The organism is Virgisporangium ochraceum, assembly GCF_016863655.1.
GTDB lineage: Bacteria > Actinomycetota > Actinomycetes > Mycobacteriales > Micromonosporaceae > Virgisporangium > Virgisporangium ochraceum.
This window is the reverse complement of the sequence record NZ_BOPH01000088.1, coordinates 411,985-429,403: the sequence shown is the minus strand read 5'-3', so window position 1 is coordinate 429,403 and position 17,419 is coordinate 411,985. Positions and strand designations below refer to the sequence as shown.

The window sequence follows — 17,419 nt, the reverse complement described above, 5'->3', positions numbered from 1 at the left end:
CCCACCCGCCGCGCGGCCGCGGCGCGGTAGACATCGGAGAGTCCCCGATGCCTTCTGGAGGAGCCATGAGCACCGAGCAGATCGTCGTCGGCGTCGACGCCTCCGCGGTCAGCTGGCTCGCCCTGCGGTGGGCCACGGCCGAGGCGGTGCGGCGCGGCGTCAGCCTCCGCATCGTGCACGCGTTCCACGCGCATCTGCCCGATGTGGCCTACAACGTGCTGCAGGCTGAGGCGAACGCCCTCAAGCAGGCCACCGCGGTCGTCGACGACGCGGTCGAGGACGTCCGCCGGCGGGCGCCGGGGGTCGACGTGCGGACCGAGACGGTCTCCGGTGGCGCGGCGGCGGCGTTGCTGGAGGCGGCACGCCCCGGCGATCTGGTGGTCGTCGGCAACCGGGGTCACTCCGAACTCGCGGCGACGCTGGCCGGGTCGACGTGTCAGCAGGTCGCCATGCACGCTCCGGCGTCCGTCGCCGTGATCCGCCCGCAGATGAGGGCCGAGGCCGGACCGGTGGTCGTCGGCCATGACGGGTCCCGCACTGCGGAGGCGGTGCTGCTGACCGCGTTCGACCAGGCCGACGCCCGGGACTGCGGGCTGGTGGTGGTCCGGGCGTTCCGGCCCTCGACCCCGCCGTGGCCGGCCGGCGCGCCGTCACCGACGCTGTTCACCGCCGCGACGGCACAGGCGGCGCTGACCGTCGGACTCGAGCGGGTGGTCGCGCCGCTGACCGACAGGTACCCGAAGGTCAAGGTCGAGGTACGCGTTGCCGGTGGCGACCCGGCCCAGCTCCTCGTCGAGGCCTCGCGCACCGCGCGACTGGTGGTGGTGGGATCGCGGGGGCACGGTGGCTTCACCGGGCTGCTGCTCGGCTCGGTGGGACTGCACCTGCTCCACCACGCCCAGTGCGGGGTCCTGATCTCCCGCCCGTGACCGGCTGCGCGGCGGCCGCTACGGGGTGAGGACGACGCGTGCGGTCACCCGGCCGGCGAGAACATCGTCCATCGCGGCGTTGATCTCGTCGAGCTTGCGCACCTCGCACGCGACGCGGGTGCGGTTGTCGGCGTGCAGCCGGAACACCTCGGCGAGGTCCGCGCGGGTACCGACGATCGAGCCGACGACGGTGATGCCGCGCAGAACCGTCTCGAAGATGGGCAGCCGCATGACGTTGTCGCGCGGCAGCGCCACCAGCACCAGACGCCCGCCCGGGCGCAGGCAGGCGTGTGCCCGCTCCAGCACCGACGGGTCGGCGGCGAGGACCACCGCGACGTCGGCGCCGTCGAGGCGTTCCACCTCCGCGACGACGTCGTTGTCGGCAGCGTTGACCGCCCACCGTGCGCCGAGGTCACGGGCGAGCGCCAGTTTGTCGTCGGTGACGTCGACGGCGATCGTGTCCGCACCGAAGATCTGCGCGTACTGCAGCGCGAGGTGACCGAGTCCCCCGATGCCGAAGATCGCCGCACGCTCGCCGGGCCGGACGCCGGACACCTTGATGGCCTTGTACGTCGTGACCCCGGCACAGGTCAACGGTGCCGCCTCGACCGGGTCGATGCCCGCCGGAACGGCGACGGCGTACCGCGCATGCCCGACGGCGTACTCGGCGTGTGCGCCGTCGATGGAGTAGCCCGTGTTGAGCTGTGCGGGGCACAGCGTCTCGCGCCCGCTGACGCAGTAGCCGCACCGGCCGCACGCGAAGCCGAGCCAGGGCAGCGCGACCCGGTCGCCGACGGCGTGTTCGGTGACGCCGGGCCCGAGCGCCTCCACGATGCCGACCCCCTCGTGGCCCGGCGTGAACGGCAGCCGGGGTCGGACGGGCCAGTCACCGTGAGCGGCGTGGATGTCGGTGTGGCACAGACCGCTGGCCTCTACGCGGACCAGGACCTGGCCAGTGTCGGGCCGGGGAACGGCGACGTCGCGAAGCTCCAACGGTTCGGTGAACCCGGTGACAACGGTGGCACGCACGGGAACCTCCTCCACCTGTGGTCGGCTGGTGATCTGTCCGGTGATTGTGGGGAGTGTGCGCGCGTCGGTTCCCGTGCCGGCAGGCCGAAGCGCCCCACCGCGCCGGGACCTTCGGCCCGCGGTCGGCGGCCCGCACGGTTCCGCCGGCGCGTGGTCGCGCCGGCGGTGGCGGGACGGGCGTCAGTCTGTCGGGTAGAACTCGATCGGACCGGTCTCCGCGAATCCGGAGATCGCGCCATGGAAGCCGGCGTTGACATAGCTCAGGTTGACGGTGAGCTGGTAGACGCCGGGCTCGAACCGTCCCGGGGGCTCCAGGAACGTGTGGCTGTACTGCCGGGGCGTGGTCTTCGCCGACACGCTGTCCAGCGGAACGGACACCCTGTCGATCTCCCCGACGGTCGTGCCGACGCCGTCGGTGTCGCGGCACGTGAGCGTCAGCTCCCAGTCGCCTCCGACGTACGGCGCGAACTCACCGTCCAGTTCCCACACCACCCGCAGCTCCAGCGGGTTGCCGGTCCGGATGATGTGCGCGGTGGTGCCGCGGCCCCCCCGGGTCGAACGGTTCGACGCCGATCTTCCCGGTCAGGTTCCCGACCACGGCTTCGAAGTAGTTGTACGTGTACTCGGCCATGGCTCCTCCCAATGCCGATGCTGGCGGTGCGCCAGTCCTCTGAGTTCCACCATCCGCGCGGGTGGTTGTCCGATCTCGTCCGGTGACTTAACCGGCGGGATCCGCCCGTTAAGGCGACGGACCGGCCCAGCGCGCCGGGCCGAAGGACCCTCCCCGACCGTCCGGCACCCGTCCTAGCGTCCGGGGTGAACCGTTGGAAAGGGGTCGGGCATGTTCGCCTCACCACGCGACCGTCTCCTCCTCGGGCTCGTCGCCCTCACGGTGGTCGCCGGGCTGCTCGACGCGATCAGCGCCGGCATCTGGGATCTCGCCACAGTTCTGGCGTTGATCGCGGCGCTGATCGCCGCGGTGGTCCTCGGTCAGCGCACCGACCGCCGCGGCGTCACCGTCCGTCCCGACCTCGCGGCGTGGCTCCACCGGCACGCGGCGGCCACGGGTGAACCCGTCGACCGGGTCGTCGACCGGGCGGTGGCCGCCTACCTGACGGGCCTGACCGGCGCCGCCGACCGGGACGGGGACCGGCGGTGACCACCGTCGCACCCGCCACCGTGGTGATCCTCGGCGCCGGGGCGACGGCCGGTGCGGACACTGTCGGTGGCAAGGCCGCGATGATCGACCGGCTGGCGCGCGCCGGCTTCGACGTTCCACCGGCCGCCGCGCTCACCGCCACCGCCTACCGCGAGTTCGTCACCGATCCGGCCCTCGCCGACCTCGTCGGCCGCGTCGCGGGGGGCGTGCCGGTCCCGGCCGACGACGTCGACCGGGCGTTCCTCGACATCGCGATCCCCGACCGGCTCGCCACCGCGATCGTCGCCGCGGCCGTCCGGGTCGGCGCCGGCGGGCAGGTCGCGGTGAGGTCGTCGGCGACCGTCGAGGACCTTGCCGGGGCGTCGTCGGCCGGACAGTACCGGTCGTCGTTGAACGTGACCGGCCGCACCGCGCTGCTGCGGGCTGTCCGGCTGACCTGGGCGTCGCTGTGGCATCCCGCGCCGTGCGCCTATCGTCGTGCCTGGGGTCTGGCGCGGGCGGACCTCGCGATGCCGGTCCTGCTCATGCGGATGGTGCCGGCGCGGTGGGCCGGGGTGGTGTTCACCGTCGACCCCACCGACCCGGGGCGGTCGCGGGTGGAGGTCGTACCGGGACTGGGCGAAGCTCTGGTGTCCGGTGCCCGAACGCCGGAGGTCTGGCGCCCGGTCCGCGACGCACCGGACGCCGTACCGGACCGTGCCCTGCCCGTCGATACGGCGGGTGCGGCCCGCGCCGCGGTCGCGCTGGCGCTCCGGGTGGAGCGGTGGGCGGGACAGCCGCAGGACGTGGAGTGGGCGGTGGACGGCGACCGCCTGTGGCTGGTGCAGTCCCGGCCCATCACCACCGGATCCACTGTCGACGGTGATGGCTGCGACACCGCGGTCGACACCGACGAGCTCACCACGGCCGGGATCGCCGAGATGCTCCCCGGCGTCCTGCCACCGCTCGTCTGGGACATCGACGCGTTCCTCGTCGAGGAGGCACTGCGTACCGTGCTGGGCCAGCTCGGTGCGTACACCGCCGACCGGGCCGGCCCGCACGGGTTGGTACGACGGGTCCGCGGCCGGGCGGCGCTGAATCTCGACCTGCTGAAGACCGTAGCGGCGGCCCTGCCGGGCGGCTCGCCGGAGGACCTGGAACGCGAGTACTTCGGCGTCGTCGGCGCCCCGACGGACGACGCCACCCGGCCGGGGCGGCTGCGGCTGGCCCGCCACCATGCCCGGGTCGCCGCGGCGCGACGCAGGTCGGCCGCCGAGGCGGAGGTCGTCGTCGCCGCGGTGGAGGAGGTGACCGCACGGCCACCGGAACTGTCCACACTGGACGACGCGGCGCTCTCGGCGTACCAGCGCCGGCTCACCGACCTCGGCGCCCGCGCGATGGCCGCCGAACTCGCCGTCGCCGCCGCCGCTGCCGGGCTCTACCAACAGCTGGAGAGCATGTTGGCGGGCCATCTCGGCGCCGCCGAGGCCGCCACGGCCGTCCAACGGCTGACGACCGGTGCGGGACTCGCTCCCCCGCCGCCGGCCGGTGCGTCGCGATCGGTGTTCGCCGGCCCGACGTGGGCGGAGTCCGGTGGGCCGCCGCCCGTCGCGCCGACGACGCCGTCCGCCGACGACGCCGCCCGCCGCGCCGTCCGCAGACGTCTGCAGTCCGACCCGAAATGGCGACGGGTGCGGTGGCTCACCGGCCAGGTCGTCGACGTCCGGATCCACGTTCTCCAGCGGTTGGCCGACGACGTCACCGACGGGCTGAGCCGCCGGGAACGGGTCAAGGCCGCGGTGCTCGCGCTCGGCGGCGAGACCCGGCGCGTCCACCTGGACCTGGGACGCCGGCTGCACGAGCGTGGTCTGCTAAACCGGCCGGCAGACGTGGACCTGCTGCGCCGCACCGAACTCGACGCGGCGCTCAGCGGCTGTCCACCGGCGCCCGCCGAACTCGCGCGCCGACGCCGGTGGATCCGGCGGTGGACGGTCGATCCGCCGCTGCCGGAGCGGTTCGTCGGACGGCCGGCACCCGTGGAGGCCGTCGCGCCGTCCGGCGGCCGGCTCCGGGGCTGGGCCGCCGGCCCCGGCCGGTACACCGGCCGCGCCCACGCGGTCACCGATCCATTGACCACCTCCTTCGGCGACGACGAGGTCCTTGTCGCGACAGCGACCGACGCCGGCTGGTCGCCGCTGTTCATGCGGGCGGGCGCGGTCGTCGTCGAACGGGGCGGCCCGCTGTCGCACGCGGCCATCGTGGCCCGCGAACTCGGCGTCCCCGCGGTGCTGAACCTGCCCGGCGCCATGGCCGCCCTGGACGGCCGGCTCGTCACCGTCGACGGCACCGCCGGCGAGGTGACCGTCCACGAGGAGGCGCAGGCGCCATGACCGGGCAGCGGCACGAGAACTGGTACGCCGACTCCGACCTCGACCGCCTGCACATCTTCGTGCCGGCCGTCATGGGCGCCGGCATCGCGCTGTCGCTGTACACACTCGTCCGCGACGCGGTGCACGCCCGCCGGCGCCGCTCGTCGAGCCGCCGTGTCACGTTGGAGGCCCACGCCACCGCCCGGCAGGTGCTCACCGGCGGGCCCGCCGACGCCGGCCTGCTCGACGGGCTGCGACCCCGCATCAGCTACCTGGTGACCGCACTTGCGGCCGCGGGCCTCGCGGTGTACGTCGGGATCGGCGCCACCGCCAACTACCTGAACCCGGTCGGGTACATCCGGGACATCGCCTGGCTGTGGGCCGTGAGCCTGGCCGCCACGGCCCTGTTCGGGCTCGTCGCAGCCGTCGCCGGCATCAGTTTCGTCACGTGGCCACGGATCCCGCGATGGCAGCGGCCTCTGCTGGCGCGCACCCCGCTCGGACAACGCCCGCCGGCACCCCACGACGCCGACCTCCACCCGTCGTCGCTCCTGGGCTGGGCGGCCGCGACAACCGGCGCCACCGCCGCTCTGATGGTGCTCATGATGGCGCGGGCCCCCTACATGTTCGCCGCGGCGGACACCTGGTTCCACGACACCGCACGGGGATGGGACTGGGCCGACGACTTCGCGGCGCTGGATCTCTTCGGCCGCACCAGCGTGTCGGTGCTGCTCGTGGTCGTCATCGGCCTGGGCACGCTGCGGTGTGTGCCGTTCGCGCTGGCCTACCTCGGCAGTGTCGCGGCGGGGCTGCTGGTCGACGGTGCGGTCAAAGCGGCGATAGACCGGCCACGGCCGCCCAGCAGCGTTCTGGCGCACTGGACCGACTCGTTCCCCAGCGGCCACCTGATCCAGGCCACCCTGATCGCGGGCCTGGTACCGATGGCCGTGCTCGTGCTGTTCCGGCGACGGTGGCTTGCCTGGGGTGCGTTCGGGGTGCTCGGCTACGCCGTGGTGGCCACGACGGCGCTGCGGTTGTACCGCGGGGTGCACTGGTGGTCCGACGCGGTCGGCGGCGTCCTCATCGGCACCACGATCGTGCTGACCGTCCTGTGGATCCTCGGGCACGGACGCTGGCACCGGCACTGCGACGCCTGCCCGTGGCACCGGACGACCGGCCCGGCCGGGCAGCGGCACGCGCCCGCCGTGCTGCTGCCGATGCCGGTGCGCCGGCGGCTGGCGGTGCGCCGGGTCAGCCGGTTGTCGCTGCTGGCGGCCGTCGCCGTTCTGGCCGGGCTGGCGCTGACGGTCGGCGTGCCCCGCAACCCCGACGGCGACGGCCTGGTCAGCCAGCTGGAGCGGCCGGTGCAGCTGGGCCTGCTCCTGCTGGCCGCCGCGGCGTGGGCGGTGTCGTGGCGGTGGAACGCACCGGCCGCCGTCCTGCTGGCGCTGGTCGGCAACGCGTTGGGCGTGCTGTCGGCCCTGGCGTACCAGCCGCTTGTCAGCATGCTGGTCGCGGCCGCCTTTCTCCTGCCGGCGGCCGGGCTGTGGCTGGCGTGGCAGCACGGACGCACCCGCACCGCCCTCGCGGCCGTCGCGGCCGTCACCGTCGTGCTGTGCGCCGGGACCTGGGCCGGCGCGTCGGTCGCCTACGCACACTTCTTCGGGCCCGCGCATCCGGAGTCGACCGCGGCGGTGCTACCGGTCGACCGCGTGGTCTGGGTGTGGAGCGGAGGCGTCACCGGAACGTCGGCCACGGTCGTCGCGGAGCTCGCCAGGGGACACCGTTCGGCGCGGCTGGTCCTGCGCCCGGACCCCGGTGCCACGGAGGTGACCACGGAGGTCGTTCCCGCCGGACCGGGACGGGTGGTCCGGTTGACCGCTACCGGGCTACGGCCGGACACACCATACGCGTACGTCCTGGACGTCGACGGTTCGCCCGACCACAGCCGTGGCGTCGGGCGCCTACGGACGATGCCGACCGGCCCGGCCTCGTTCACCGTGGCACTCGGGTCGTGCGCCCGCACCGGGTCCAACGGGTCGGTGTTCGACGCGATCGCGGCGGTCCACCCGCTTCTGTACCTGCAGACCGGTGACCTCCACTACGGCAACCCGGCCGCGGCCGACCCGGCCCTGTTCGACGCGTTGTACCGGCGGGTGCTCACCGCTCCCGCCCAGGCGGCGCTGTACCGGTCGGTGCCCGTCTCCTATGTGTGGGACGACCACGACTACGGGCCGAACGACGCCGACTCCACCGCGCCGACGCGGGGCGTGGCGCGGGCGGCCTACCGCGGCCACGTGCCCCACCACCCGATGCCCGCAGGCGACAACGGTGCCATCTACCAGGCGTTCAGCGTGGGCCGGGTCCGGTTCGTGCTCACCGACACCCGGTCGGAACGCACCGCGACGACGATGCTCGGCGCCCCTCAGCTGGCCTGGCTGGAGAACGAGCTGGTGACGTCGGCACGCACGCACGCGCTCGTGGTGTGGGTGAACCCGGACCCGTGGATCGCCGCGCCGGACCCGGCCGCCGACAACTGGGGCGCCTACCCCGCCGAGCGTCGGCACCTCGCCGATGTGGTCGCCGGCGCCGGGATCCGCAACCTGGTCATGCTCGCCGGTGACGCGCACATGGTCGCGATCGACGACGGGAGTCACACCGGCTACAGCTCCACCGGGTCCGGTGGGTTCCCGCTGCTGCACGCGGCCGCGCTGGACCGGCCCGGCAACGTCAAGGGCGGGCCGTACAGCGAGGGCGCATTCCCGGGCGCGGGTCAGTTCGGGACCCTGTCGGTGACCGACGACGGCGGCCCGACGGTGGAGGTCGATCTGGCCGGCCGGAACTGGCGTGGCGAAACGCTCGTGGCCTACCACACGACGATCGCCGTGCCGACCTGAGCCGACCGTCAACTGTGGACGGACGGGTGGACGATCGCCACCGGGCACGGCGCGTGGTGCAGAACCTGCTGGCTCACCGATCCCAGGCGCAGGGCCTCGGCCCGGACGCGATGGGCACCGACGACGACGAGCTGTGCCTCGAACCCGGCGTCGACCAGGGCCGCGGCCGCACCCACCGGTGACAGGCGCTGCCGGACCGCGACCTCCGGGTGGCTGTGCCGCCAGGGCTTCAACGCGTCAGCCAGGTCCAGGCGCTCCGAGGTCTCCAGTTCCGCCACGTCAGCGACGAGCGGACGGACGTCGCTACGCCACGCCGGGGGCGGCGGCCGCCACGACCGGAGCGCCACCACCGACGTGCGACGCAGGCGCGCCTCGGTGAACGCGAAGTCCAGCACCGGCTCCAGGACAGGTGCCGGTGTTCCGTACGGCCCCGCTCCCACGACGACGGGCAGCGCGGACCTGTCGGGCGCCTCCGGGCCGGCCCAGCGCTCCCCGTGGTGGACCACGAGGACCGGGCATTCGGCGTGGGTCGCCACGTACGCACTGACCGATCCGAGCAGCAGGCCCGTGAACCCGCCGAGGCCGCGGCTGGCGACGACCACGAGCGTGGCGCCGGCCGCCGCCCGGCACAGCGCCGGTCCGGCGGGCCGGTCGTCGACGACGGCGTCGACCGCCAGATCGGGGCCCAGACCCCGGGCGAGCCGCAGGGCATCGTCGGCGACCTCCGCGGCCCGGTCCGGGTGCGCCTCCGACGCCGAATGCACCACCAGCAGCCGCGTGCGGCGGAACCGTGCCTCCCGCACCGCCCACCACACCGCCCCGCGACTGGCCGGGGACTCGTCGACACCGACCACCACGGGCTTCAACTCGCTGGACATCGGTTCCTCCCTCACGCGTTCAGGTACGGCTCTTCGCCCGTGGCGACTCGACCCTCGCCTCGGGTCCGGGGTAGACGAGCGTGACGTGGTCGTTGTCGAGCCAGCGGACCAGGTACGGCGGTGCACCGGCGATACCCCGGACCTCGGTGACGATCCCGACCCGCCGCGGGTCGCCGGCGTGGACGCCCTCCAGGACGAGCCGGTCTCCGGGTTGTGCCCTCATGACGTGCCTCCTTGAAGTCGGGTGACGGCGTTGGTGGGAACCACCATCACCGGGCAGGGCGCGTGGTCGACGAGCATCCGGCTGGTGCCGCCGACAAGCAAGCTGCGGAAGCCGCCGAGGCCCCGCGACCCCACGACCACGAGACCCGCGCCGACATCGCTGGCGAGCCTCGAGATGACCACCGCCGGTGGGTCGTCGGTGCGGACCTCGCGGTGGACCTTGACGTCCGGGTACCGCCCCACCAGGTCGGCGAGGTCGAGGTCGACGGGGTCACCGGTCGACCCGCCGACGCGGGCGTGAACGACGTACAGGTCGGCGTGGCGGCTGTCGGCCTCGGCGAACGCGTGCGCGGCGGCGGTGCGGGCCGGCGTCGATCCGTCGACCCCCACGACAACTGGCGCACCCGACGGTCCGGCGTCGCCGCGAACCACGAGGACGGGGCAGTGCGCGTGCGCAGCGACGTACACGCCGACCGAGCCGACGACGATCTCGGTCAGGCCGCCGAGCCCGCGGTGGCCGACGACAAGGAAGGCCGCGTGCCGGGAGGCGTCGACGAGCACACCGGCGGCGTTGCCGTCGACGGCGCGGGTGCCGATGGACAGGTACGGGTGGCGCTGGCCGACGGCCGTCGCCACGGTGCCGACGATCTCCGCTGCGAGCGGACGCGGGTCGAGGCCCTTGACGACCGACGGTGGCAGGAACGGCGGGTACATGGCCGGCCAGCTGAAGACGTGTACCACCTCCAGCGCCAGCCGGTGCCGGACGGCCAGCTCACCAGCGAGCTCGGCGGCGTGTGCAGCGGACGGCGACCCGTCCACTCCGACGATGACCGATGCCTCCATGACGGCACCTCCCACGTGCGGTTCCACCGTGATTGTGTGTCCGCGCCGGGAAGGGTCCCAGGGTCGACGGTCCCGCCGCGGTGAGTAGATCGGCCCTCCCCGACCCGGTCCTGCGGGCGCATGTTCTGCAGTACAAGGAGGTGACTGTCATGCGTTTCGTGAACCGGAGCGAGGCCGGCCGCCGCCTGGCTCGGCGGCTTTCCCACCTGCGTGGTCGCGATGTCGTCGTCCTGGGCCTGCCCTGTGGAGGCGTACCCGTGGCGTTCGAGGTGGCCGAGGTCCTCGAGGCGCCGCTCGATGTCGCCCTGGTGCGCAAGATCGGGGTGCCGTTCCAACCGGAGCTCGCGCTGGGAGCGGTGGGCGAGGACGGCGTGTACGTGTTCAACCCCGCCGTCATCCACGACGCGGGTGTCCGCACCGGCGAGCTCGACGCGCTGGACCGGGCGGCGCGCGCCAACCTGACCCGGCGTGCGGAGCGGCTCCGCAACGGCCGGCCGCGGCTGAAGCTGGCCGGCCGGACCGCGGTGATCGTCGACGACGGCGTGGCCACCGGTGCGACGATGCGGGCCGCGTGCCGGATCGCGTGGGCGCAGGGCGCCGCGGCCGTCATCGCGGCGACACCGGTCGCGGCGCCCACATCGCTGGAGGCGCTGCGACGGGTGGCCGACGAGGTCGTGTGCCTGGCGTCACCGCCGTCCTTCACGGCGGTCGGCGAGTGGTACGTCGACTTCACGCCGGTGTCGGACGAGACTGTCGGCGGCCTGCTGGCACGGGCCTCCGGCGAGCACGCCGCACCGCTGCCGGCGGTCCATCCACCGGGCACCGACGTCGACGTGACCGTCGACGCGGCCTCGGCCCGGTTGGCCGGGCACCTGTGTGTTCCGCCCGGCGCGGGCGGCCTGGTGGTGTTCGCGCACGGCAGCGGCAGCAGCCGGCACAGCCCCCGCAACCGGTACGTCGCCGGTCGGCTCTCCGACGCCGGTCTGGCCACTCTGCTGTTCGATCTGCTCACCCCGGCCGAGGAAGGGGACCGCGGCCGCGTCTTCGGCATCGGGCTGCTGGCCCATCGGTTGGCCGCGGTGGTCGACCACATCCGCCACCGCCCGGACCTCGCCGGCTTGCCGGTCGGGTTGTTCGGGGCCAGCACCGGCGCGGCTGCGGCGCTGCGGGCCGCGGCGGATCCGCGGTGCGGGCAGGTGGCGGCCGTCGTTTGTCGTGGCGGGCGGCCGGATCTCGGCGGGGAGCACCTGCGGGCGGTCGCGGCACCGACGCTGTTGATCGTCGGCGGCGCGGACACCGCGGTCCTCGACCTCAACCGCGCGGCGCAAGCCCGCCTGACCTGTCCGAACCGGCTCGTCGTCGTTCCCGGCGCCACTCACCTGTTCGAGGAGCCACGTGCCCTGGAGACGGTCGCCGACCTCGCGGTCACCTGGTTTTGGCGGTACCTGGTCCAGCCGGCGCGGTCACCGGAGTCGGTGGCGGCCTGACCGAAGGAGGTCACCATGGAAGACAACCCGTTCTTCATCGCCGTCTGGTTGGTGTGCGCCGCCGCGACGGTGCTCGCCGCGGTCTTCGCGCATCGCAGTGCGAGGGCCAGGTACGTCGGACGCGCCGCGGTGGCCGTCCTGTTCCTCGTCGGTGGCGCGCTGCTGCACGTCATCAACCTGGTGGACGGCGACGACTACTCCGGATTCGCCGATCCCGCCGTCTCCGGGTGGATCACCGACACCTGGGAGTCCGTCGTCGTTCCGAACGCTGTCGTGTTCATCGGCCTGCTGGCCGTGTTCGAGGCGGCGGTCGGCGTCCTGGCGGCCAGCGGTGGACGACGCACCCTGATCGCCTATGTCGCCGTCATCGCGTTCTACGGCGTCCTCTGGGTGTTCGGGCCGGAGATCCTTTTCGTGCTGGTGATGCTGCCGGCGATGGCGCTGCTGCTGCGGGCCGAGCACCGTGCCGCGGCCGCCGTGACGTCAAACGAACGGGAGCCCGCCGCGCGGGTGTGACCCTCACGGTCTGGCCCTGGCGAGGAGGAAGTCCAGCATCGCGGGCGTGAACGCCGGGGCCAGCCGGGGCACGTGCGCCCCACCGTCGATGGTCCAGGTGCGCACCGTGGAACCGCCGGCGCAGTCGGCGAATTCGCGTACCGCGGTCTCCGCACCCGGCAGGTCGGCGACGACGTCGAGCGCCGCCGTATCGGTGCCGGAACCCGTGCACCGGTTGAGGGTCACCCAGTCGGCGGCGGTCCGGTCGGCGGACGGGTAGGCACGGCTGAGGGAGCCGCCGCCGAACGCGATCGACTCGTCGTGGGTGCTGTGGATCGCGAGGACGCTGACCGGTGCCGACGGCCGGCACCTGGCCGTGTCCTGCCACATGGCGCCGTTGAACGCCGCTACCGCCGTGACCCGGTCGGCGTGGTCGCACGCCATGCGGAAGGCCATGAACGCGCCGTTGGAGTGCCCGACGAGATAGACGCGGCGCGGATCGACCGGGTAGGCGCCACGGAGCGCGTCGATGACGTCGCTGAGGTACCGGGAGTCGTCGACGCCGCTGCCGTAGAGGTCGCAGCAGGCGTCGGTGGCGTTCCAGAACCGGTCGCCGCGAACGTCCCGCGACCCGTCCGGGTAGGCGTACAGAAAGCCACGCCGGTCGGCCTCGGCGGCGATGTTCATGTACGACTCCATCTCGGCGCCGCTGGCGGTGTACCCGTGCAGGGCGATGACCAGCGGCAGCGCCGACGCGCCGGTGGACGTGTCCGGAACGTGGATGGCCACCGACCGGTCACCGACGCGCAGGGTCGTCGTTGCCGTGGGCGGTGCGGAGGTGTCCGCGGCGTCCCCGCCGCCCGGTGCTGTGCCGCAGGCTGCCAGCAGGAGGATTCCCGTCGCGATCGCCGTCACCCAGCGGGCCATGGTCGTCGACCCCTTCCGTGCCGTCATGCGGAGGGCACCACCACGACCGGTGGGACCCCGTTCCGGACCAGTGCGCCGCTGGTTCCGCCCAGCGCCGGCGTCAGCGGGCGGTGATGCCGACGGCCGACGACCACCAGTCGCGCGGCGGCGGTGGCCACGACGAGTCGCGCCGACGCGGACCCCGCGAGCACGCACAGCCGCACCGGCACGTGCGGGTGGCGGATCCGCAGCGGTTCCAGCACCCGGGCCAGCGTCGCGATCTGCGGCGGCTCGACGGCGAAGTGCGTCTCCAGGGTGTCCTCGTCGAACCAGAAGTCGCCAGGCCCCTCGGCGCTGACATGCACCGCGGCGACCGGCAGGTGATGGACCGCGGCGTAGCGCACCGCGAAGTCGGCGACCCGCGCGTCGCACGGCCCGCCACCCAGGGCGGCGACCACGTGACCGGCGAACGGGAGCCGCGGTTCGTCCTGGCCCGGTCGGACGATCACCACCGGGCGTCGGCAGGTGCCGGCGGTACGCGCTGCCGTCGACCGGGTCCCGCCGTGCAGGGGCGGGCCCACGACGACGAGGTCGGCGGCGGCGGTCTCGGCCGCCTCCGCGATCAGTCCCGCCGGGTCGCCGTCGGCGAGCCACAGGTCGACCCGTTCGCCGCCGATCCGCTGACGGACGTCGTGCACCGCGCGCGCCAACGGCGGATCGGCCAACGTCAGAGCGTCCATAGTGGACCCTCCGGCGGGTGGCGGTCCGGCGTGGCAGATCGTGATGCGCCCCGCGGTGGCGATCGCCTCGTCGCGGGCCCACGCCAGGGCCATCCATCCGCCGATTCCGCCGTCGACGCCGACCAGGATGTGCGGGCGTGGCTCGGTGGCGGCGCGTCCGACTCCAGGCGCGCTGCTGCCGGTGCTGGGTTGCGCCGTCATGGCGGTCACCCCTTCCGCTCGGCCTCCCCCGCACTGCATCATCCGCGCCGGATACCGGCGGATCAGGGGCCGTTGGTCCCACCGCCTACCGCCGTTCGGCCCCACGACCGCGGTCCGCGGCTCCATACCGTCTCCACATCACCTCCACCGCGAGCACACGGCACGGCGCGACGGTTGCCGGGTCCGATCGATGAAGGAGGACGCGATGGGGATCACGACACGACGGGCGGCGATCCTGGTGGCCGCCGGGGCGATCGCCCTCGGCGGGGTCGCGGTGGCCGCACCCGCGCTCGCCGGAGCGGGACCGTTCGGCGGTCCGACCGTCACCGCCACGTCCGGACCCGGCCCGGGTTGGCACGGCGGGATGGACGGTATGGGTGGCATGGGTGGCGGCGGCATGGGCACCGGGCACGGTGACGGCATGGGTCCCGGCGCCGGTGGCTGCCTGTCCACCGTGCCGGCCGGCACGTTGAGCGAGGCCCAGAAGACCACCCTGGCCGCCATGGCGCAGGAGGAGAAGCTCGCCCACGACCTGTACACCGCGTTCGCGACCCGGTACGACGCGGTCGTCTTCGACCGGATCGCCCGGTCCGAGACGCAGCACCTGGCCATGGTCCGCGCGCTGCTGGACCGGTACAAGCTGGCCGACCCGACCGCCGGAAAGGCCGCCGGCCAGTTCAGCGACAGCACCGTCCAGGCGACCTACGACCGGTTGCTCGCGCGGGGGTCCGCGAACCTGACCGCCGCCCTGCAGGTGGGTGCGGAGGTCGAACGCGCTGACATCGCCGACCTGCGCGCGGCCCTCGACGGCCTGACCGCCGCCGACGTCACGCATGTCTACACCATGCTGCTGCGGGCCTCCGAGCGGCACCTGGCCGCCTTCGGCGACCGGTGAGAACCGACGGCCGTGGACCCTTTCGGGGTCCACGGCCATGCCGTCGGTCAGGCTGCCGGCACGACGACGGTGACGTCCACGGTGTTGTCCGCGGGCGTCATGTCGACGATCGGAGGCGCGAAGTCCAGGGCCAACTCGGCATGGGCCTGAACGTGGTAGCTGCCCGCCGCGGTCTCCGGGGGCATGCGGACCAGCAGCGCGAAGTACCGAACCTCGCCCTTGACCAGCCACCGCTCGCCGGGAACCGGACAGACCGACGTGCACGGTGCGCTCGGATCGACGCCGGGAAGCACGCTCACCCCGTCGACAGTGGCTCCGACGTACGCGCCGTCGTTGGTGGCGTCGGTACGGTTCCGCGCGACGAGCGGGAGCCGGATGGTGACCGCCGAGGCGGCACGGGTCACCGTGTAACCGCCGTTGGCGGTCAGGGCCAGATCGTAGACGGTGGACGGCGTGTAGGGCCGTGGATGACGGACGGAGCCGAAGATCGAGCGGAGCACTCCGGCGTACCGGTCGGTCGCGCGGGCGTCCGGTGCCGCCTGGCCGTCGGTCACCGTCACGGTTGCGGCGGCGGTGATCCGCGCGAAGCGTTCCGGACCCGCGGACGAACCGAAGCTGAGGGTCACCGTCCGCCGCTCTCCCGCGGCGAAGGTACCCAGGCCGCAACCCCAGCCGTCGGACAGCACCAGGCACGGCACGCCGGCCCCGACAAAGCGCAGCCCGTCAGGCAACGTGACCTTCATGAAAGGGCTCGCCGCCGGATTGCCGCTGGCATTGCGCACGCTCACCGGCATCGTGCCCGTGTACCGTCCCGCGACGGACGACAGCACAAGGTCGCCGGTATGTACTACGAATCCCTTCGGCGCAGCGGACGCGGCGGCCACGCCACTCAGACCCACCACCGTCGCGAGTACCGTGCCGATCACGGTGCCGGCCCGCAGCCACGATCTCGACGCGCGTGAAGCGTTCATGACATTTCTCCTTCCTGGTCGCCCGACCGGCGGCGCGATGCGGCACACGCTCGATCGCGCCTCGATCGCGCGGAGAACCGTTCGGGTACGCGCCAAGTCGAGCGCTCCCGGCCTGCACCGGACAGGGACCAAAGTCCCGCGCTCGGAGACCCCGACCGCGTGTCGCCATGTGCAACTTCGGAAAACTGGACGGGACCAACGGCCCTGAACGCGTCATCGCCACGGCGGGAGTTTGACGGTAGCTGTTGTGAACAACGGATCCAGTGCGTGGGAGGTTCCCGTGCCAACACCGCGTCTGTACCTGTCACGGGTCGGGATGATTCTGCTGTCGGCCGCCCTCCTGCTTTCCGGGTGCGGCGGCGAGCCGTCCAGCGAGGGCGGTATCGACGGTGGCGGAGCGCCGGCCGCCACCGGCAGCGCAACCCGGCAACCTATCGCCAGGCCCAGCCCGACGGCCGGTACGACCGGCCGGGCGGACGTCGACATCGGCCGGGTCAACGCTGTCTGCCAACAGGCATTGGACTACTACCGGCAGAACAAGGACCGCGACGATCCGGTGCGCAGTCAGATCGCTTCGAACCAGGCGATAAGCGGAGCGGCGAGCGAGCTCGAGGCTCTGGGCTACGGTCCGCTCACGGCGCTGGTCGGTGCGCTCAACGACTACGCGGCGAACGGTGCGCAGCGGGCGGCCGCAATGGATCGCGGTGACTTCGACTCCGAGGACCGCCTGTACAAGGAGTCCCAAGGGATCGGGGCCCGGATCGAAGCCGCGGCGACCGAACTCGGTGCCACGACATGTGCCCAGCTTGCCGGTATCTGAAGCGACCGCCCCAATTCCGAGTCCGAAGGGCGTCATCATGGCTGTTCCTTCCGTTCCGCAACTGACCCGCGATCAGCGGATCCGGGCGGCGGAGTTGGCCCGGGCGGTCGTCGCCAGGGTGGATCCCGTCCAGGCGGAGACGCTGGAGGAGGACCTGGTCGACTACGTCCGCGATCCTGACCTGGTGCTGCGCCCGCCGCTGGAGCGGGACCATCGCGGCGGGTTCGACCTGGCGGAGATCGGTTCGGGGCTGGCCACCTTTGTGCTGCCGGTAGCGATCGCCGCCATCGAGTACCTCGCCGGCGCCGCGGTCGAAGCGGTTCAGCAGGAGACCCGGCCCCGGCTGATCGCATGGCTACGCCGGCTGTTCCATCGCGGCACCCCGGCGGCTGTCCCGGCCCGGCTGTCACCCGAGCAGATCGACGACGTATGGCAGAAGGTGTACGAGAACGCGCTTGCCCTGACCGGGAAGGACCGGAAAGCCCGAACGCTGGCGAACGCGGTCAAGGGCAGTCTGCAGCCATCCTCCGCCGGCGGCCGGCCATGACCTACGCCGGTCAAGCGAGTGTCGCGGCGCCGGGTCCGGACCCTCGTCCCCG

17 protein-coding genes are annotated in these 17,419 nt (G+C 73.3%); 9 read left to right on the top strand and 8 right to left on the bottom strand.

The annotated features are described in order from the left end of the window. Positions 1-65 precede the first annotated feature (65 nt). The gene (locus tag Voc01_RS33160) at positions 66-929 is read left to right on the top strand and encodes a universal stress protein (protein ID WP_203931547.1); all 864 of its coding nucleotides are present in this window, start codon (positions 66-68) and stop codon (positions 927-929) included. Positions 930-947: 18 nt separating this feature from the next. On the opposite strand, the gene adhP is transcribed toward Voc01_RS33160, so the two are convergent. Together adhP and Voc01_RS33150 are read right to left on the bottom strand one after the other, a co-directional pair. After that, complete coding sequence (gene adhP, locus Voc01_RS33155; RefSeq protein ID WP_203931546.1) at positions 948-1,958, bottom strand: alcohol dehydrogenase AdhP; 1,011 nt, start codon at positions 1,956-1,958, stop codon at positions 948-950. A 180-nt stretch (positions 1,959-2,138) separates the two neighbouring features. Then, positions 2,139-2,450, bottom strand: a complete 312-nt coding sequence (locus tag Voc01_RS33150; protein WP_203931545.1) for a hypothetical protein — start codon at positions 2,448-2,450, stop codon at positions 2,139-2,141. Between the two features lie 349 nt (positions 2,451-2,799). Between Voc01_RS33150 and Voc01_RS33145 the strand changes: the two genes are divergently transcribed. From Voc01_RS33145 to Voc01_RS33135, 3 genes are read left to right on the top strand one after another with little or no spacing between them, the layout of a single operon-like run. Then, positions 2,800-3,117 (top strand): hypothetical protein, encoded by a 318-nt coding sequence (locus Voc01_RS33145; protein ID WP_203931544.1) that lies wholly within the window; start codon positions 2,800-2,802, stop codon positions 3,115-3,117. Further along, complete coding sequence (locus tag Voc01_RS33140) at positions 3,114-5,486, top strand: PEP/pyruvate-binding domain-containing protein (RefSeq protein ID WP_203931543.1); 2,373 nt, start codon at positions 3,114-3,116, stop codon at positions 5,484-5,486. Before Voc01_RS33145 ends, Voc01_RS33140 begins: the two co-directional genes overlap by 4 nt. Next, the gene (locus Voc01_RS33135; RefSeq protein ID WP_203931542.1) at positions 5,483-8,362 is read left to right on the top strand and encodes an alkaline phosphatase D family protein; all 2,880 of its coding nucleotides are present in this window, start codon (positions 5,483-5,485) and stop codon (positions 8,360-8,362) included. The genes Voc01_RS33140 and Voc01_RS33135 overlap by 4 nt, the downstream gene beginning before the upstream one ends. 8 nt (positions 8,363-8,370) lie before the next feature. Here the strand turns inward: Voc01_RS33135 and Voc01_RS33130 are convergent, their stop codons facing one another. From Voc01_RS33130 to Voc01_RS33120, 3 genes are read right to left on the bottom strand one after another with little or no spacing between them, the layout of a single operon-like run. Beyond that, positions 8,371-9,240: a universal stress protein gene (locus tag Voc01_RS33130; protein WP_203931541.1), complete on the bottom strand. Its 870-nt coding sequence runs from the start codon at positions 9,238-9,240 to the stop codon at positions 8,371-8,373. Positions 9,241-9,259: 19 nt separating this feature from the next. Then, a complete protein-coding gene (locus Voc01_RS33125; protein ID WP_203931540.1) occupies positions 9,260-9,463 on the bottom strand; it encodes a DUF1918 domain-containing protein in 204 nt (67 codons plus the stop codon). Continuing rightward, positions 9,460-10,305: a universal stress protein gene (locus tag Voc01_RS33120; RefSeq protein ID WP_203931539.1), complete on the bottom strand. Its 846-nt coding sequence runs from the start codon at positions 10,303-10,305 to the stop codon at positions 9,460-9,462. Before Voc01_RS33120 ends, Voc01_RS33125 begins: the two co-directional genes overlap by 4 nt. A gap of 149 nt (positions 10,306-10,454) precedes the next feature. Between Voc01_RS33120 and Voc01_RS33115 the strand changes: the two genes are divergently transcribed. Continuing rightward, positions 10,455-11,792 (top strand): alpha/beta family hydrolase, encoded by a 1,338-nt coding sequence (locus Voc01_RS33115; RefSeq protein ID WP_203931538.1) that lies wholly within the window; start codon positions 10,455-10,457, stop codon positions 11,790-11,792. A gap of 15 nt (positions 11,793-11,807) precedes the next feature. Next, positions 11,808-12,308 (top strand): hypothetical protein, encoded by a 501-nt coding sequence (locus tag Voc01_RS33110; RefSeq protein WP_203931537.1) that lies wholly within the window; start codon positions 11,808-11,810, stop codon positions 12,306-12,308. A 3-nt stretch (positions 12,309-12,311) separates the two neighbouring features. Here Voc01_RS33110 and Voc01_RS33105 read toward each other — a convergent pair whose 3' ends face one another. Beyond that, the gene (locus tag Voc01_RS33105) at positions 12,312-13,241 is read right to left on the bottom strand and encodes a CE1 family esterase (RefSeq protein WP_203931536.1); all 930 of its coding nucleotides are present in this window, start codon (positions 13,239-13,241) and stop codon (positions 12,312-12,314) included. Next, positions 13,238-14,134 (bottom strand): universal stress protein, encoded by an 897-nt coding sequence (locus Voc01_RS33100; protein WP_203931535.1) that lies wholly within the window; start codon positions 14,132-14,134, stop codon positions 13,238-13,240. Before Voc01_RS33100 ends, Voc01_RS33105 begins: the two co-directional genes overlap by 4 nt. Before the next feature lie 205 nt (positions 14,135-14,339). On the opposite strand from Voc01_RS33100, the gene Voc01_RS33095 reads away from it, so the two are divergent. After that, positions 14,340-15,029, top strand: coding sequence for a DUF2202 domain-containing protein (locus Voc01_RS33095; RefSeq protein ID WP_203931534.1), 690 nt, complete (start codon positions 14,340-14,342; stop codon positions 15,027-15,029). A gap of 47 nt (positions 15,030-15,076) precedes the next feature. Here Voc01_RS33095 and Voc01_RS33090 read toward each other — a convergent pair whose 3' ends face one another. Further along, positions 15,077-15,913 (bottom strand): hypothetical protein, encoded by an 837-nt coding sequence (locus Voc01_RS33090; protein ID WP_203931533.1) that lies wholly within the window; start codon positions 15,911-15,913, stop codon positions 15,077-15,079. A gap of 403 nt (positions 15,914-16,316) precedes the next feature. On the opposite strand from Voc01_RS33090, the gene Voc01_RS33085 reads away from it, so the two are divergent. Next, the gene (locus Voc01_RS33085) at positions 16,317-16,820 is read left to right on the top strand and encodes a hypothetical protein (protein ID WP_203931532.1); all 504 of its coding nucleotides are present in this window, start codon (positions 16,317-16,319) and stop codon (positions 16,818-16,820) included. 37 nt (positions 16,821-16,857) lie between these two features. Beyond that, positions 16,858-17,367, top strand: a complete 510-nt coding sequence (locus tag Voc01_RS33080) for a hypothetical protein (protein ID WP_203931531.1) — start codon at positions 16,858-16,860, stop codon at positions 17,365-17,367. Positions 17,368-17,419: the final 52 nt, after the last annotated feature.

What these genes read in the sequence shown, in the direction of transcription:
- Voc01_RS33100 (WP_203931535.1), bottom strand. Translation starts at nt 14,134, where the DNA reads ATGACGGCGCAACCCAGCACCGGCAGCAGCGCGCCTGGAGTCGGACGC.
- Voc01_RS33080 (WP_203931531.1), top strand. Translation starts at nt 16,858, where the DNA reads ATGGCTGTTCCTTCCGTTCCGCAACTGACCCGCGATCAGCGGATCCGG.
- Voc01_RS33160 (WP_203931547.1), top strand. Translation starts at nt 66, where the DNA reads ATGAGCACCGAGCAGATCGTCGTCGGCGTCGACGCCTCCGCGGTCAGC.
- Voc01_RS33125 (WP_203931540.1), bottom strand. Translation starts at nt 9,463, where the DNA reads ATGAGGGCACAACCCGGAGACCGGCTCGTCCTGGAGGGCGTCCACGCC.
- Voc01_RS33110 (WP_203931537.1), top strand. Translation starts at nt 11,808, where the DNA reads ATGGAAGACAACCCGTTCTTCATCGCCGTCTGGTTGGTGTGCGCCGCC.
- Voc01_RS33135 (WP_203931542.1), top strand. Translation starts at nt 5,483, where the DNA reads ATGACCGGGCAGCGGCACGAGAACTGGTACGCCGACTCCGACCTCGAC.
- Voc01_RS33105 (WP_203931536.1), bottom strand. Translation starts at nt 13,241, where the DNA reads ATGACGGCACGGAAGGGGTCGACGACCATGGCCCGCTGGGTGACGGCG.
- Voc01_RS33095 (WP_203931534.1), top strand. Translation starts at nt 14,340, where the DNA reads ATGGGGATCACGACACGACGGGCGGCGATCCTGGTGGCCGCCGGGGCG.
- Voc01_RS33115 (WP_203931538.1), top strand. Translation starts at nt 10,455, where the DNA reads ATGCGTTTCGTGAACCGGAGCGAGGCCGGCCGCCGCCTGGCTCGGCGG.
- Voc01_RS33120 (WP_203931539.1), bottom strand. Translation starts at nt 10,305, where the DNA reads ATGGAGGCATCGGTCATCGTCGGAGTGGACGGGTCGCCGTCCGCTGCA.
- Voc01_RS33130 (WP_203931541.1), bottom strand. Translation starts at nt 9,240, where the DNA reads ATGTCCAGCGAGTTGAAGCCCGTGGTGGTCGGTGTCGACGAGTCCCCG.
- Voc01_RS33085 (WP_203931532.1), top strand. Translation starts at nt 16,317, where the DNA reads ATGATTCTGCTGTCGGCCGCCCTCCTGCTTTCCGGGTGCGGCGGCGAG.
- Voc01_RS33145 (WP_203931544.1), top strand. Translation starts at nt 2,800, where the DNA reads ATGTTCGCCTCACCACGCGACCGTCTCCTCCTCGGGCTCGTCGCCCTC.